Origin of the sequence: Streptomyces alboflavus (genome assembly GCF_000716675.1) — a bacterium.
Lineage (GTDB): Bacteria > Actinomycetota > Actinomycetes > Streptomycetales > Streptomycetaceae > Streptomyces > Streptomyces alboflavus.
On sequence record NZ_JNXT01000028.1, the window covers coordinates 1 to 15067 of the forward strand.

Consider the following 15067-nt stretch of genomic DNA (forward strand, 5'->3'; position numbering starts at 1 on the left):
GTATCGTCGGCAGCGTCAGATGTGTATAAGAGACAGCCCCCGACCCCACCCAAGACCCGTCGCCCCGCCCCGTCACCCCCGCCCGTCGCCTACCCCGTGTACCACGCGCCGCCGCGCAAGCAGCCGCCCCGCGACGGGCCGTCCCTGGTCTCGCTCACCCTGCTCGTCACCGCGCCCGCGGTGTTCGCCGTCGCCGCGCTGCGACCGCGCTGACCGCCGGAGGAACCCTTGTCGGAATGGCTTGTTCTCACCCTCGCGATGGCCGCCGCGTGCGCCGTCGTCCTCGTCATCGTGGTGCTCCGGCACCGACGAACCTCCACGGACTACGACACTTCGGAAACGCCGGACGTCATGGAGTACATGACGATGATGATCGGCGTGGTGTACGCCATCGTCCTCGGCCTCGCCATCGCCGGGGTGTGGGAGGCCCGCAGCGCCGCCCAGGATCATGTGCGTGCCGAGGCCCAGGCCCTGCACGAGGTCCACGAGCGGGTCCGGGTGTACCCGCAGGAGGCCCGGGACAGGATCCGTGACGATGTACGGGCGTATGTCGGCCATGTCGTGAACACGGAGTGGGACGCCATGACCAAGCGTGGCGAGATGACCGAGCGCGGGGACGAACTCCTCGACCGGCTGCGCAACGACGTCACCGACTACGAACCGAAGTCCGACTTCCAGGCCCAGGCCTACCAGCCCCTGATCGACCAGGTCGCGCTCGCCGACGACGCCCGCGGCGCCCGTGCCGACAGCGCGGAGGCCACCATGCCGGGCGTCGTCTGGTTCGGCCTCATCACCGGCGGCCTCGTCACGGTGGGCCTCATCTTCGCCCTCCAGATCCGCCGCACCGCCCGCGAACTGATCCTCGCCGGACTCTTCTCCGCCCTGATCGCCTTTCTGCTCTTCCTCATCTGGGACTTCGACGCGCCCTACAGCCGCGGCATCACGGCGACGGCGGAGCCGTTCGAGTCGCTGTTCCCGGACGCGCGCGACTAGGGCCTGTCAGGAGGGGACGACGGCGCGAGGCAGGCCTGAGCCGGGCGGGGATCAACCCTTCGGGAGGCACGGATCCGATCCCGCCCGGCGACCGCGGGGGCCACCGGCCCTGGGGAAGTACCGGTGGCCCAGCCGCCGGACGCCCCCGTGTTCCCCCGTGGCGTTCCATCCGTGCGGCATATGCGTCATCAAACCCCCCACACCCACCCCGCGGGGAGTGTGTGCGCCGGGCCGATGTGTGCGCGGCGCGCACACGGCGTGTGACCCGCACGGACCCGCGAGCACCGGACGTACACCTTCCGCCCGCGCCCCGCCCGGCCCGGCCACGACCAGGTCCGACCGGCCCCTCGGTCCCGCCTGACGCCGTGCCACATCCCCGCACCCGCACCGCCGCGCCACGCCGCCGCGTTCCCCTGTCCGGCCCACAGGAATGCCCCGTTCGCACGACACCGATCGCGTACGCCCCAGGCCCTGCCTAGCGTTCGGGACATCGAGGTGCATATCAGGCGCAAGCGGAAGAAGGTCCGCGGCTGCTCCTCGGGGACCCGGAGGAATTGCTCATGCGCGCGATACGCGTCGCTTCGGCCGCTCTGCTCACCGCCACCGCCCTCGCCCTCACCGCGCCCCCGGCGTCCGCGGCCGTCGCGGGCGAGGAGAACATCACGTCGTTCGGCTTCCGGGTCACGCCGTCGACGATCGCCGCGGGCGGCCAGGTCACGCTCAGCGTCGACGGCTGCGAGCACAACACCAAGGTGACGTCGGGCGTCTTCGACGACGTGACCATCCCCAAGGGCCAGTCGTCGGCCACCGCGATGGTCTTCTGGGACGCCAAACCCGGTGCCATGTACGAGGTGACGTTCACCTGCGGCCAGGAGTCGGGCACCACCGACCTCACCATCGTCGGCGGCAGCAACCCCAGCCACCACCCCACCCCGCACCACACCCGGGGCGTCAAGGCGGGCGTCGGCGGCAGCTCGGGCGGCTTCGACGCCCAGCAGCTCGCCCTGGGCGGCGCCCTCATCGCGGGCGTCCTCGGCACGGCGTACTACTGGACCCGGCGGCGCACCGGCCAGGACGAGTCCTGACCCACCCCGGCACAGGCGGCCGGCCCGGCGCGGAAGGGGACGCGCCGGGCCGGTCGGCCGTGTGGGTGCCGGACGGGCCGTCACGTCCCGTCCGGCCGCGGGAGCCGTCAGGCCTTGCTCTCGGACCGGCGGCGCATCCAGAACACCCCGCCGCCGACAGCCGCGGCCGCCACCAGGGCCCCGCCGATCGCCATGTCGGTCCGCGTCGCCCCGGACGTGGTGCTGCCGCCGATGCCGCCGCGGACACCGCCGTGGATGACCGTGAAGGCGGCGGGCCGGGTCAGCGGCTTGCCGCCGCAGTTCGCCGTGATGTCGTACGCCCCGGGGTGGGCGTTGTGGTTGACCTTGACGGTCGCGCTCGCGGTGGTGCCGCCCTGGATGTGGTGCAGGTTGGTCCGCGGGAACGCCGGTGACTCGACGTAGCTGCCGGGCGAGCTGCAGGAGCTGCCGTCGACGGTGACGGTCAGCTGGCCGCCCCTGGCGATGACGCTGGGCATGGCGACGATGTTGCTCGGTTCCGCCCAGGCCGCGGCGGACGGCGCCGCGAACCCGACCAGGGCGCCTGCGGCGACCACGGCCGCCAGAGCACGAGAATTGCGCATGGTTATCTTCCTCCGCGGCAGGCGCCCCGGGGACACCATTTCCCCGGTCGATCGGCGAGAGCGCCTCCCAGATAGACCCTCAGACGGCCTGCGTGGAGCCGCATTTCGGGAATCGGCCGTCCTGGTGAGGTGACACGCCGGAGCGCGTCCGCGCGAGCGGATATTGCCGCAGGTCACGGACCGTCAGAAATTTCCTGCGGGCGACGACTCGGATGGCGCAGACCCCCGGTCGTCGCCACCCGTTCGCGCCCGCCCTTTCGCACGCCGCGCGCGCTGCGCATAGCGTTTTTCCCACGCGCAATGGACGCGGCCGAAATGCCGCGTTGAGAGGGGATAGAGAATGTCTTCGTCCCAGCCTTCGGAAGAATTCGACGAGGAGGAAAGGCAGCGGAAACGCGCGCCGTGGGGCGTCATGGCGCTGGTCCTGCTGACCGGTCTCGCCCTGATCCGCAACGGCTCCGGCGAGTTCGACGTCGGCCCGCCGCAGCCCGCGTCGGCCGCGGCGGCGGACCGCGCGCCCGCCAGGTCGAACGCCCCCGCGCCGCTGGCGTTCTCCCCCGCCGACCGCGTCCGGATCAAGGCGATCCGGGTCGACGCGCCCGTGGTGGCGGTCGGCCTGGACGCGGAGGGCTGGGTGGACGCGCCGCCGCCGGACGACCCCAATCTGGCCGGGTGGTTCACCGGCGCGGTGTCGCCGGGCGAGAAGGGCACGGCGGTGGTCGTCGGGCACGTCGACAACCAGCGGGGGCCCGCCGTCTTCTACGGCCTCGGCTCGCTCAAGAAGGGCAACCGCGTCGAGGTCCTGCGCAAGGACCGGCGCACGGCCGTCTTCGAGATCTACGGCATCGAGGTCTTCGAGAAGAACAACTTCCCCGGCGGCCGCGTGTACGCGAGCGGCGCCACCCCCGAGCTGCGGGTCATCACCTGCGGCGGCGGCTTCTCCAAGCGAGACGGCTACGACGGGAACGTCGTGGTGTTCGCCCGCCTCGTCGAGGTGCGCTGAGGCGCTGAGCCGGGTGGCCGGAACGACCCGGGGCGCGGGCGCAGCGCCCGCGCCCCTTCCGCATGCCCGCACGCCTCGGCCCGTCCGGGCACCCGTGCGCGGCACCGGCCCGGCGCCTAGACCCGATAGCGGCTCGGCACCGTGAGCCGGTACCCGGCGTCCAGCAGCTCCGGCAGATAGGCCCGCAGCGCCTGCACGCTCTGCGAGCGGTCGCCGCCCGCGTCGTGCGAGAGCACCACGACGCCGGGGCCCGCGCCGCCGAGGACGCGGCGCACGATGGTGCCGGTGCCGGGGGTGCGCCAGTCGAGGGTGTCCACGGTCCAGGCGAGGGGCTCCATGCCGAGTTCCGCGCCGAGTTCGAAGGCCGCCCGGTTCCACGCACCGTACGGGGCCCGGAACCACTCCGGTGGCCGTCCCACGGTGGCGTCCACGATGTCGCAGGTGCGCTCCATCTGCCGGCGGATCGACGCGCGCGAGAGGCGCGGAAGCAGCGGGTGGCTCCAGGTGTGGTTGCCGATCACGTGCCCGTCGTCGACCATCGCGCGCAGCAGGTCCGGGTGGGCCGCCGCCATCTCGCCGCACACGAAGAACATCGCGCGGGCGTCGTGCCGCCGCAGGGTGCGCAGGATGTCCGTGGTGTAGCGCGGGTCGGGCCCGTCGTCGAAGCTCAGGACCATGGAGCGGACGCGTCCCGGCAGCCGCAGGATCGGCGCGCGGCGCACCGGCGGGCGGGCGGGGGCGCCGCGCTGGGGCCCGTACCCGGTCATGGGACGCAGCCGGTACGCGGCGGCCCGCGCCGGGGACTTCGCCGGGCGGGCGGCCCCCGGCCCCGCGGCGGGTCCGGCCGCGGCGGCCCCGGACGGGGCGCGGCCGGGGGTCGCGGCCGTGTCCGCGGTCAGGAGCCGGGCCGTGGTGGCCGCGCCGAGCACGGCGGCACAGCGGAGCAGCGCACGGCGCCCCGAAGGCATCTGATCGGTTTTCATCATTAATCCGTCGCATGGCCGAAGGCCGCGACGCCTCCGCGACACCGGCGGGACGCGGGAATGCACCCGATGGGACCAGCCTGGCCGCGCGCGGCGGCGGGGGCCGGTCAGCGGCGGCGGACCAGCGGGAACGGCAGCGTCTCGCGGATGGTCAGGCCGGTGAGGAACATGACGAGCCGGTCGACGCCGATGCCGAGGCCGCCGGTGGGCGGCATGGCGTACTCCAGGGCGTCGAGGAAGTCCTCGTCCAGCTCCATGGCCTCGGGGTCTCCCCCGGCGGCGAGCAGCGACTGCGCGGTGAGGCGGCGTCGCTGTTCGACGGGGTCGGTCAACTCCGAGTAGGCGGTGCCCAGTTCGGTGCCGAAGGCGACGAGGTCCCAGCGCTCGGCGAGGCGCGGGTCGGCGCGGTGCTGGCGGGTGAGCGGGGAGACGTCGGTGGGGAAGTCCTTGTAGAAGGTGGGCAGCGTCGTCCGCTCCTCGACGAGGCGTTCGTACATCTCCAGGACGATGTCGCCGCGGCCGTCGTCGATCGTGTACGGGACGTGGGCGCGGTCGCAGAGCCGGTGCAGGGCGGGCAGCTCCGTGTCCGCGTCGACCTCGTCGCCCAGCGCCTCGGAGATCGCGCCGTACACGGTCTTGACCGGCCAGGCCCCGGAGATGTCGTACTCGGTGACGGTGCCGTCGGCGTCGGCCTTGCGGGCGATCGGGGTGCCGAAGGCGGCGGTCGCTGCGCCCTGGATGAGTTCGCGGGTCAGGTCGAGCATCACGTCGTAGTCGGCGAAGGCCTGGTAGGCCTCCAGCATCGTGAACTCGGGGTTGTGCTTGTAGGAGATGCCTTCGTTGCGGAAGGTGCGGCCCATCTCGAAGACCTTCTCCATGCCGCCGACGCAGAGCCGCTTCAGGTACAGCTCGGGGGCGATGCGCAGATACAGGTCGAGGTCGTAGGCGTTGATGTGGGTGGTGAAGGGGCGGGCGTTGGCGCCGCCGTGGATCTGCTGGAGCATCGGTGTCTCGACCTCCAGGTAGCCGCGGTCGAGCAGGCCCTGGCGCAGGGCCTGGACGGCGGTGGAGCGGGCGCGCACGGCGTCGCGGGCGGCGGGGCTCGCGACCAGGTCGAGATAGCGGCGGCGGACCTTGGCCTCGGGGTCGGCGAGGCCGCGGCGCTTGTCGGGCAGCGGGCGCAGGCACTTGCCGGTGAGCTGCCAGGAGGTGACGAAGACGGTCAGCTCGCCCCGCTCGCTGCGGCCGACCTCGCCGCTCGCGGTGATGTGGTCGCCGATGTCGGTGCCCGCGGTGAAGGAGTCGAGGACGTCGGAGCCCGAACGATCGCGGGTGAAGGCGAGCTGGAGGTCGCCGGACCAGTCGCGGAGCACGGCGAAGACGACGCCGCCGAAGTCGCGTACGAGCATGACGCGGCCCGCGACCATCACCTGAGCACCCGTCATCTCGGGCTTGATCGCTGCCAGTTCGTGGGTGCGGGGGGTGATGCCGACCGGGTAGGGGTCGATGCCGTCGGCTCGCAACCGGTCGAGTTTGCGGTGCCGGATGCGGATCTGCTCGGGCAGGGACTCCACGGGGTCGCGGGCGGTGTCGGCGGCCGCGCCGAGGCCGAGCGCGGTGATGGACGGCAGGCCCTCGGTGGTGGCGGGCTTGGTGACGCCGCGCGGCTTGGTGTGGCCCTTGCCCCAGAGCTTGCGCAGCGACGGCACGGAGACGAAGCCCTCGGCGATGCCGGAGGCGAGGCTGATGCGGGCGAGCGAGCCGGTGTCGCCGTAACAGATGAAGCGCGGGTACCACTCGGGGTGGTACTTGGCGTTGGAGCGGTACAGGGCCTCCAGCTGCCACCACTTGGAGAAGAACAGCAGCAGTCGGCGCCACAGCCGAAGGACCGGGCCCGCGCCGATGCGGGCACCCTCCTCGAAGACCGACCGGAACACGGCGAAGTTCAGCGAGATCCGCTTGACGCCGAACTTCGGTGCCACCGCGCAGAGTTCGGCGACCATGAACTCCATGACGCCGTTGGGCGCGCTGCGGTCGCGGCGCATCAGGTCCAGGGAGATGCCGTCGCGGCCCCACGGCACGAGGGAGAGCAGCGCGAGCAGGCGCCCGTCGGCGTCCAGGGCCTCGACGAGCAGGCAGTCGCCGTCCTCGGGGTCGCCGAGCCGGTCCAGGGCCATGGAGAAGCCGCGCTCTGTCTCGGTGTCCCGCCAGGCGTCCGCCCTGTCGATGATCTCCTCCATCTCCTCGTCGGTGAGGGTGGAGTGGCGGCGGACGCGGGCGGTGGCGCCGCTGCGGCGGACCCGGTTCACGGCCTGGCGCGTGACACGCATGTCGCGGCCGTCCAGGTCGAAGCCGGACACGTGCAGGATCGCCTCGTCGCCGAGTTGCAGAGCGCCGAGCCCGGCGCGGGCGAAGGCCTTCGCGCCCTCCTCGGAGGCGCCCATCACGGCCGGCGCCCAGGCGTAGCGCCGGGCCACGTCCAGCCAGGCGCCGATCGCGCGCGGCCAGGCCTCGCGGTCGCCGACGGGGTCGCCGCTGGCCAGGCAGACACCGGCCTCGACGCGGTAGGTCACGGCGGCCTTGCCGCTGGGCGAGAAGACGACGGCCTTGTCGCGGCGCGTCGCGAAGTAGCCGAGAGAGTCCTGGTCGCCGTAGGCGCCGAGCAGGGCGCGGATGCGGGGCTCCTCGTCGCCGTGCAGCGCCGCCTCCATGCGCTGGGAGCGGAACAGCGTCATCGCGGCGTTCAGGAGCGCGAGCGCGCCGAACAGGCCGAGGAAGAAGAACAGCGGGCGCGGCGGCGCACCGTCGAAGTAGTCGTGGCCGTGGATGAGGCCGCCGAAGACCCGGTTCGCGGCCCACAGCAGCCGCTCGCCGCGCGGCAGCGTCCCCGGGAACAGCTCGACCAGGCCCCAGCCGAGCAGCACCGCCACGCCGAGCCCGGCGGCCAGCACGCCCACGGCTCGGCGCACGGCCCCGCGCCGGGAGTCGGCGTAGAACTCGCCGCGCGCCCGGATCAGGAACACCAGCGCGACGCCGCACACCACCAGGGACGGCACCGACTCGGCCCAGTAGCCGAGGGCGATGCCGAGCACGTCGAAGGCGAGCAGCAGGCCCAGGTAGATGACGACGAGCCACCACGCGACCTTCTTGCGGGCCGCGATGGCGGCGGCGAGCAGGAAGAGGAAGACGGCGTACGCGAGGTTCGCACTGACAGGGACGGTGATCAGGTCGAGGAAGCGGATCACCGGCCGCAGCAGGTGCCTGAGCGGCGCGATGACGGCCAGGACGGCGCAGAAGAGGCCCAGGGCGCCGAAGAAGAGGGCGAAGCCCTCCGGGACCTTGGCCAGGGTGCGGCGTCGCTCCGCCGCGGGGGCTGCGCCCGGCTCGGCCACGGACTCACTCATGCACCCGACTCTAGGAACCCCGGGCCCGGCCCGCCCGTCGGCCGAGGTCGGCCCCGTAAGGGGCGCGGGGAACTGCGCGCTCAGCGCGCGAGGATCCGCAGACGCGTCTGCTGGGATCCCGGCAGACGCGTCTGCGGCTTTGTGGGGGCTGGTCGCGCAGTTCCCCGCGCCCCTTACGGGGCCCCCTCCGCGCCCCAGGCCCCGCGCCCCTGACGGGGCCCTCCGCACCCCAGGCCCCGGGGCCTGGGCTAGCCTCGGAGGGTGACGGAAGACGCCCCTGAACAGGCCCACCAGTTCGAACGCGGCACCGACGGGCCGAAGGTGATCGTCGTCGGGGTCGACGGCTCGGACTCCTCGCTGCGCGCAGCGGCATATGCCGGAGGCCTGGCGCGGCGGCAGCGGGCGCTGCTTGCCGTGGTGTACGTCCAGCCGGTCCTCGCAGCGGGCGCGGCCCTGGGCGCGCCCGTCGCGGACACCACCGAGGCGATCGCGGAGAACCTGATCGCCGAGATCCGCGAGGCGACGGAGCGCGTGAAGGGGATATTCGACGTGCGCTGGGAGTTCCACACCTTCCGCGGCGACCCCTACAACGGCCTGGTCTCCGCATCCGACGAGCTCAAGGCGGACGCCGTCGTGGTCGGCGCGTCCGAGCAGGCGGGACACCGCATCGTCGGCTCGGTCGCGGTGCGCCTGGTGAAGGCGGGGCGCTGGCCGGTCACCGTGGTGCCGTAGCGCCCCCGGGACACCTCGCGAGGCCGTCGTAGGCCGACCGGGCGAACCTCGTCCCCGGCGTGCGCCCGGGCGCGCGCCGGGTGCGTGGCGTCTTCCCCGCCTCCGGCCGCCGGGCCATCATGATCGGCCATCAGCCGACCGCCGCCAGCGAAGAGGTGAGGCTCATGGCCGGACTACGACCGGGGCAGGGCGTCCTGCGCCGCAAGCCCATCGACCGCATCGAGGAGACCGAGGTGGGCGGTGCGGGCACGCAGCTCACCCGCACGCTCGGCCTGTGGCAGCTCACCGCGATCGGCGTGGGCGGCATCATCGGGGCGGGCATCTTCACGCTCGCGGGCACCGTCGCCAACGAGAAGGCGGGCCCCGCGGTCCTCATCTCGTTCCTGATCGCGGGCGTGGCGAGCGCCGCGGCCGCCTTCTCCTACGCGGAGTTCGCGGGGCTCATCCCGAAGGCGGGCTCGGCGTACACCTACGGGTACGCCGTCCTCGGCGAGCTGGTCGGGTGGTTCATCGGCTGGGACCTGATCCTGGAGTACACGGCGATCGTCGCGGTGGTCGCGATCGGCATCTCCGGCTACTTCAACTTCCTCCTCGGCGAGATGGGCGCGGAGCTGCCCACCTGGATGCTGGGCGCGCCCGGCACCGGCGACGGCCACAAGGTCGACCTGTTCGCCGCCGTCCTGTGCCTGTTCATCGCGTACATGCTCACCCTCGGCATCAAGAACGCGGCGCGCTTCGAGATGGTCGTCGTCGTCCTGAAGGTCCTCGTCGTCCTGCTCGTCATCGGCGTCGGCTTCTTCCACGTCGAGACGGGCAACTACTCGCCGTTCTTCCCGTTCGGCGTCAGCGGCGCCTTCACGGGCGCGGCCACCGTGTTCTTCGCGGTGTTCGGGTACGACGCGATGAGCACGGCCGCCGAGGAGTCCAAGGACGCGCAGCGCCACATGCCGAAGGCGATCCTGTACTCGCTCGCCGTCTCGATGGTCCTGTACGTCCTCGCCTGCCTGGTCCTCACCGGCATGCAGGACTACAAGGACATCGACCCGGAGAGCGGCTTCTCCTCCGCGTTCAAGGCGGCGGGCCTCGGCGGGCTCGCGGACGTCATCGCCGTCGGCGCGATCATCGGCATCCTCACCGTGATGTTCACGTTCATGCTGGGCTGCACGCGCGTGTGGTTCTCGATGAGCCGCGACGGGCTGCTGCCCAAGTGGTTCGCGAAGACCAGCGAGACCCGGCACGTGCCGACCCGCGTCACCTGGATCGTGGGCGTCGCGTCCGCCGCCATCGCCGGGTTCCTGCCGATCGGCGAGGCCGCCGAGCTGACCAACATCGGCATCCTGCTGGCGTTCGTCGTGGTCTGCATCGCGGTGATCGTGCTGCGCTACAAGCAGCCCGACCTGCCGCGCACGTTCCGCTGCCCCGGCATGCCGGTGGTGCCCGCGATCGGCGTCGTCTTCTCGATCTGGCTCATCACGTTCCTGGAGTGGCAGACCTGGGTCCGCTTCGCCGTGTGGTTCGCGCTCGGCCTGGTGGTGTACTTCGCGTACTCCTACCGCAAGTCGGAGCTGGCCCGGACGGAGTCGGGGACGGCGCAGAAGGACACGCCGTAGCCGCGCGGCCCGGCCCGTTGCCGAGAGAGGACCACTGATGCGCAGCGTGACCTATTCGATGGGCGCCTCGCTCGACGGCTACATCGTCGGGCCGGACGGCGGCTTCGACTGGACGGAGCCCGACCCGGACGTCTTCCGCTTCTGGATCGAGGACATCCGGCAGGTCGGCGTCCACCTGATGGGGCGACGCCTCTACGAGACGATGCTGTACTGGGAGACCGCCGACCAGGACCCCTCGATCGACGCGGCCGGGCTCGAATGGATCGGACTGTGGAACCCGCTCCCCAAGGTGGTGTTCTCCACCACCCTGTCCCAGGTCGAGGGCAACGCCCGGCTTGCCTCCGGCAGCGTGGCCGAGGAGATCGAACGCCTGCGGGCCGAGCCCGGGGAGGGCGAGATCGCGATCGGCGGCGCGACCCTCGCCGCCGAGGCGGCCGCCGCGGATCTGATCGACGAGTACCGGATCATGGTCCACCCGGTGCTCGTCGGCGGCGGCACCCCGTTCTTTCCCCGGCACGAGCGCCGGGCGAACCTTGAACTCGTCGAGACGCGCACGTTCAACTCACGTACGGTCCTGCTCCGTTACCGCGTGGCGCGCTGAGGCCGGGACCCAGCTCCTCGGCGCCGTCTAACGGCCCATCACCAGGCCGTCCTCGGCGGCCCCGCGGCTGAGCGTGATCCGGCGGATGCGGTCGCGGACGTCGCCGACGTCCGCGCCGCGGGCGAGGGCCGCGTTGAGGTTGACGACGCGGCCCGCGTCCGTGTCGAACCAGAACGGCACGAACTCGGCCTTCCGCACCTGCCAGCGGTCGCCGGGGCGTTCGGGGGCGGCAAAGGTGAAGCGGCCCGCGGTGCCCTGGTTGCCGCGCGGGTCCTGGGCGCCCGCGTGGTTGATCATGTCGCCGGCGATCTGGTCGCCCATGCCGTAGACGATCCAGGTCCCGTTGACCTTCTCGTAGGCCTGCGGGACGTGTGCGTGGGTGCCGATGATCAGGTCGACGTCCGGCCGCCCCGCGGTGCGCGCGGACGTCAACTGCTTTCCGAGGCGCAGCTGTTGGCGGTCGGGGGCGTCCTGCCACTCGCTGCCCCAGTGCAGCGAGACGACCACCACGTCCGCGCCCGCCTTCCGGGCGGCGCGGGCGTCGGCCAGGATGCGGCCCCGATCGATGAGGTTGACCGACCAGGGCTTGCCCTTGGGCATCGGGATGCCGTTCGTGCCGTACGTGTACGCGAGTTGGGCGACCTTCGCGGCGCCCGCGCGCAGCCAGGCCGGGGAGCGGCCCTCGGTGGCGGTGCGGCCGGAGCCCGCGTGCTTGACGCCCGCGCGGTCGAGGGCGGCCAGGGTGCGGTGGATGCCGGCCGCGCCGTCGTCGAGGGTGTGGTTGGACGCGGTGGAACAGGCGTCGTAGCCGGTGGCCCGGAGCGCGGTCGCCACCTGCGGGGGCGACTTGAAGGAGGGGTAGCCCGTGTAGTCGCCGTTCGCGCCGTACACCGTCTCCATGTGACAGATCGCCAGATCCGCCTTGGCGACCACGGACCGCGCGCCCGCGAGCATCGGCGTGAAGTCGTAGCCGTCGCCGCCCGCGTCGGCGTTCGCCTTGCGGATGATCGAGGCGTGCGGCAGGACGTCTCCGGAGGCGACCAGGGTGAAGGTCCGCGCGTCCCCCGCGCCACCGCCCGCGGCGGACGGCGCGGGCGCCGGGTGCCGAGCCACGGGGGCCCGCCGCTGCTCCTTGTCGCCCCCGGCGGACGGCTGCTCGGCGGCGCAGGCAGCCGTGGCGCCGAGGAGGGCCGCCGTGAGGACGGCCAGCGCCTGGCGGGTGCGGCGGGTGTGCCGGGTGCTGCGGCCGTGTCGGTCGCGCTGCGTGAGGTGGCCGGGCCGGGCGGGGCGTGTGGGCTGTGTCATCGACCGGACTTCCGTATGGGGAGTTTTTCTGTAAAAACGATCCACATACGAATACAAGGGTGAGTCAAGGAGCAATGCCGTGCAATTCACCGAAACGGACTTAAACCCAGAGTGATGTGACCCGAAGAACACAGCCGCCCTCACCTGCGGCGAAACCGCACCCTAGGTCAAGGATCCGTAAAGCGCCTTGCTCAGCACCCCCGTTGGGTAATCGGCTGTCCTCATCCGTGTTCCGGGTCGGGGGGCCAGAAGCCGGTGACGCGTACACGGAGCACAGGAAGGCGGAGCGTGATGCTGCACGAGAGCACGGACGGCACCCAGGGCCCCGGCGGCGACGAGCTGACGGTCCCGATGGCCTGGCTGTACGCCGAGTACATCGCGGACGAGTTGCTGCGCACCGGCGACCTGATGCCGCCCACGTCCTTCGAGTACCGGGCCGGTCGTGACGCGCTCGCGCTGACCATCTTCCTGTCGGACACCCGCGGCGAGCTGTCCTGCATCCGCGTGGTCTCGCAGCTCGACACCTGGCTCTCCCTGACGGCGCACGACGAGCCCTGGCAGGAGTGGGTCCGCGAGCGCATGGACGGCGTCACCGCCGACGCGATGGCGGCGCGCGGCCCCGCACCCGACCTCGTCCTCGCCGAGGCGGCGTGGCGCTGGCTGGAGGAGACGGAACTCCTCGCGCCGGACCTGGACGCGGTGCCCGGCGGCGGATCGGTCTTCGGAGAGGACGACGGGCCCAAGGTGTGGACCCCCGCGTGGCGGCTCGGCCTGCCGCTCGGGCATCTGGCCATCCAGCTCTTCTGACCGAGGACTCGATCTCGTCGGCCCTTGAGTGATTCCTCGTGTGCCCTTGAGTGATTCGCCGGCCGATTGCGTACGGGAGGGCGAGAAGCACCCTCACCGACAAGGAACGCCATGAGGTCCCTGGAGCGGCATCGTGACGCCGGCGCCTACGCGCTCGGCGTCCTGGACAAGGCGGACGCCTTCCGCTTCGAGGACCACCTCACGGAGTGCGTCCGCTGCCGGGAGCGGGTGTCCGAACTCGCCGTGCCCGCACGGCTGCTCAAGGCCCACGGCGGGTCCCTCGCGCACGTCTTCGATCCGGCCGCGGCCCCCGGCCCCCGGCTCCTCGACCGCCTCGTCGACGAGACCGGGCGCCTCCGCAGGGCCCGCCGCCGGCGGTGGCTCGGCGCCGTCGCCGCGGGCGTGGTGCTCGCCGTCGTCGGACCCGCGGCCGCGGTCCTGAGCGCGGGCGGCGACGACGGGACGGTACGGGTCGCGGCGCACGACGGGCGCAGCGGGATGGCCGCCGTGCTCACCGCGCGGGAGCGCGCGTGGGGCACGGAGGTCGGGATCCAGGTGCGGGACGGGGGTGCGGGCCGCCGGGTGTGCGAGCTGGTCGCCGTCGGGGACGACGGGTCCCGGGAGGTCGTGACGACATGGCGGGCGCCCGGTCCCGCGGAGCCCGGGCGGACGGCGGAGCGGGAGTGGGAGACGCGCGGCGGCACCGCGTTGCCGCGGGAGCGGATCGACCGGTTCGAGGTCCGCGACGAGAGCGGGGAGCGGCTGCTCACGCTGCGGCCGCGGTAGGTCCGGGCAACCCCGGCACAGGGGAGCGGGGTTGCCTGCTCGCGCACCGGCGGCGGACGGCGCGGCCGGTGCGACGGGCCCTGACCGGTGGGCAGGGAGTCACGTGCTCCGCGGGAGTACGAGGAGTCGATGCGGCTGCGCCACGCGGAGTCGCCGGTCGCGGCCTGCCGCAGAGCGACACGGCCTGCCGGACCCTCGCGAGGTTCGTGATCGACACCTGTGCGCCGGCCCGCGACGCGGCCGACCCGCGTCCGTGGTCCGCCTGCCGACAGTCTGCCTGCCGGGCGGGCTACTTGAGGAGTCGCGACATGCGGCGGTCCGCCAGCGGCTTGCCGCCGGTCTGGCAGGTGGGGCAGTACTGGAGGGCGGAGTCCGCGAAGGAGACCTCGCGGATCGTGTCGCCGCAGACCGGGCACGGCTGCCCGGCCCGTCCGTGCACGCGCAGGCCGGACTTCTTCTCGGACTTCAGCCGCGCCGCGGCGAGCCCGCGCGAGCGCGCCACCGCCTCGTCCAGCGTCGCCCGCAGCGCCTCGTACAGACGCCGTGTCTCCTCCTCGGAGAGGCTGCCCGCGAGCTTGTACGGCGACATGCGGGCGGCGTGCAGGATCTCGTCGCTGTAGGCGTTGCCGATGCCCGCGATCAGGCTCTGGTCGCGCAACGCGCCCTTGACGCGGCGCCGTTCGCCGTCGAGGAGCCCCGCGAACCGCTCCAGGGTGAAGTCCGCGGCCAGGGGGTCGGGGCCGAGGCGGGCGATGCCGGGCAGGGTCGCGGGGTCGTCCGTGACGTACACGGCGAGGCGCTTTTGCGTACCGGCCTCGGTGAGGTCGAAGCCCGCGCCGGTCGCGAGCGCCACGCGCAGCGCCAGGGGGCCCTTGCCGGGCTTCGGCGCGCCGCTCGGCAGCGGGTCCTTCCACTGGAGCCAGCCCGCCCGGGCGAGATGCGTGACGAGCCACAGCCCGCCCGCGTCGACGGCGAGGAACTTGCCGTGGCGGGCGACGCCCGTCACCTCGCGCCCTTCGAGCGCGGTCACCGGCGGGTCGTACGTCTTCAGGACGCTGATGGCCACCGGCAGCACCCGCACGATCTCACGCCCGGTCAGCTCCTCGGCGAGGAAGTCCCGCAGGGCCTCGACCTCCGGCAGTTCCGGCACGACCGC

Annotated in this window: 13 protein-coding genes and 1 pseudogene; 9 read left to right on the forward strand and 5 right to left on the reverse strand. The window is 72.8% G+C overall.

Going from position 1 to position 15067, the window contains the following annotated elements:
- Window positions 1-228 precede the first annotated feature (228 nt).
- Window positions 229-993, forward strand: a complete 765-nt coding sequence (locus OO63_RS21570; RefSeq protein ID WP_078619276.1) for a bestrophin-like domain — start codon at window positions 229-231, stop codon at window positions 991-993.
- A 560-nt stretch (window positions 994-1553) separates the two neighbouring features.
- Window positions 1554-2078, forward strand: a complete 525-nt coding sequence (locus OO63_RS21575; RefSeq protein WP_030360802.1) for a hypothetical protein — start codon at window positions 1554-1556, stop codon at window positions 2076-2078.
- A 107-nt stretch (window positions 2079-2185) separates the two neighbouring features.
- Here OO63_RS21575 and OO63_RS21580 read toward each other — a convergent pair whose 3' ends face one another.
- On the reverse strand, window positions 2186-2680 hold the full coding sequence (locus tag OO63_RS21580; RefSeq protein WP_030360803.1) for a hypothetical protein: 495 nt from the start codon (window positions 2678-2680) through the stop codon (window positions 2186-2188).
- A gap of 340 nt (window positions 2681-3020) precedes the next feature.
- On the opposite strand from OO63_RS21580, the gene OO63_RS21585 reads away from it, so the two are divergent.
- Window positions 3021-3683 carry a class F sortase gene (locus OO63_RS21585; RefSeq protein ID WP_030360804.1) on the forward strand — a complete coding sequence of 221 codons (663 nt, stop codon included), beginning with the start codon at window positions 3021-3023 and terminating at the stop codon, window positions 3681-3683.
- 116 nt (window positions 3684-3799) lie between these two features.
- Here OO63_RS21585 and OO63_RS21590 read toward each other — a convergent pair whose 3' ends face one another.
- Window positions 3800-4666, reverse strand: coding sequence for a polysaccharide deacetylase family protein (locus OO63_RS21590; RefSeq protein ID WP_030360805.1), 867 nt, complete (start codon window positions 4664-4666; stop codon window positions 3800-3802).
- Between the two features lie 107 nt (window positions 4667-4773).
- Window positions 4774-8070 carry a bifunctional lysylphosphatidylglycerol synthetase/lysine--tRNA ligase LysX gene (gene lysX, locus OO63_RS21595; protein WP_030360806.1) on the reverse strand — a complete coding sequence of 1099 codons (3297 nt, stop codon included), beginning with the start codon at window positions 8068-8070 and terminating at the stop codon, window positions 4774-4776.
- A gap of 261 nt (window positions 8071-8331) precedes the next feature.
- Here lysX and OO63_RS21600 point away from each other — a divergent pair, with 261 nt between their 5' ends.
- The 3 genes from OO63_RS21600 (at window position 8332) to OO63_RS21610 (ending at window position 11013) form a co-directional block, all read left to right on the forward strand.
- Window positions 8332-8802: a universal stress protein gene (locus tag OO63_RS21600; protein WP_030360807.1), complete on the forward strand. Its 471-nt coding sequence runs from the start codon at window positions 8332-8334 to the stop codon at window positions 8800-8802.
- Window positions 8803-8966: 164 nt separating this feature from the next.
- Window positions 8967-10412 (forward strand): amino acid permease, encoded by a 1446-nt coding sequence (locus tag OO63_RS21605; RefSeq protein ID WP_031192675.1) that lies wholly within the window; start codon window positions 8967-8969, stop codon window positions 10410-10412.
- Window positions 10413-10449: 37 nt separating this feature from the next.
- Entirely contained in the window at window positions 10450-11013 is a 564-nt protein-coding gene (locus OO63_RS21610) for a dihydrofolate reductase family protein (RefSeq protein ID WP_030360809.1), read from the forward strand.
- A 27-nt stretch (window positions 11014-11040) separates the two neighbouring features.
- Here OO63_RS21610 and OO63_RS21615 read toward each other — a convergent pair whose 3' ends face one another.
- Window positions 11041-12318 carry a CapA family protein gene (locus tag OO63_RS21615; protein ID WP_078619277.1) on the reverse strand — a complete coding sequence of 426 codons (1278 nt, stop codon included), beginning with the start codon at window positions 12316-12318 and terminating at the stop codon, window positions 11041-11043.
- 291 nt (window positions 12319-12609) lie between these two features.
- Between OO63_RS21615 and OO63_RS21620 the strand changes: the two genes are divergently transcribed.
- The 3 genes and pseudogenes from OO63_RS21620 to OO63_RS47790 form a co-directional block, all read left to right on the forward strand.
- Window positions 12610-13125, forward strand: a complete 516-nt coding sequence (locus OO63_RS21620; protein ID WP_030360811.1) for a hypothetical protein — start codon at window positions 12610-12612, stop codon at window positions 13123-13125.
- A gap of 111 nt (window positions 13126-13236) precedes the next feature.
- On the forward strand, window positions 13237-13911 hold the full coding sequence (locus tag OO63_RS21625; RefSeq protein WP_030360812.1) for a zf-HC2 domain-containing protein: 675 nt from the start codon (window positions 13237-13239) through the stop codon (window positions 13909-13911).
- Window positions 13912-14010: 99 nt separating this feature from the next.
- Window positions 14011-14162: pseudogene (locus OO63_RS47790) on the forward strand (TetR/AcrR family transcriptional regulator); the annotation flags it as partial.
- A 38-nt stretch (window positions 14163-14200) separates the two neighbouring features.
- On the opposite strand, the gene OO63_RS21630 reads toward OO63_RS47790, so the two are convergent.
- Window positions 14201-15061, reverse strand: a complete 861-nt coding sequence (locus OO63_RS21630; protein WP_030360813.1) for an Fpg/Nei family DNA glycosylase — start codon at window positions 15059-15061, stop codon at window positions 14201-14203.
- Window positions 15062-15067 lie beyond the last annotated feature (6 nt).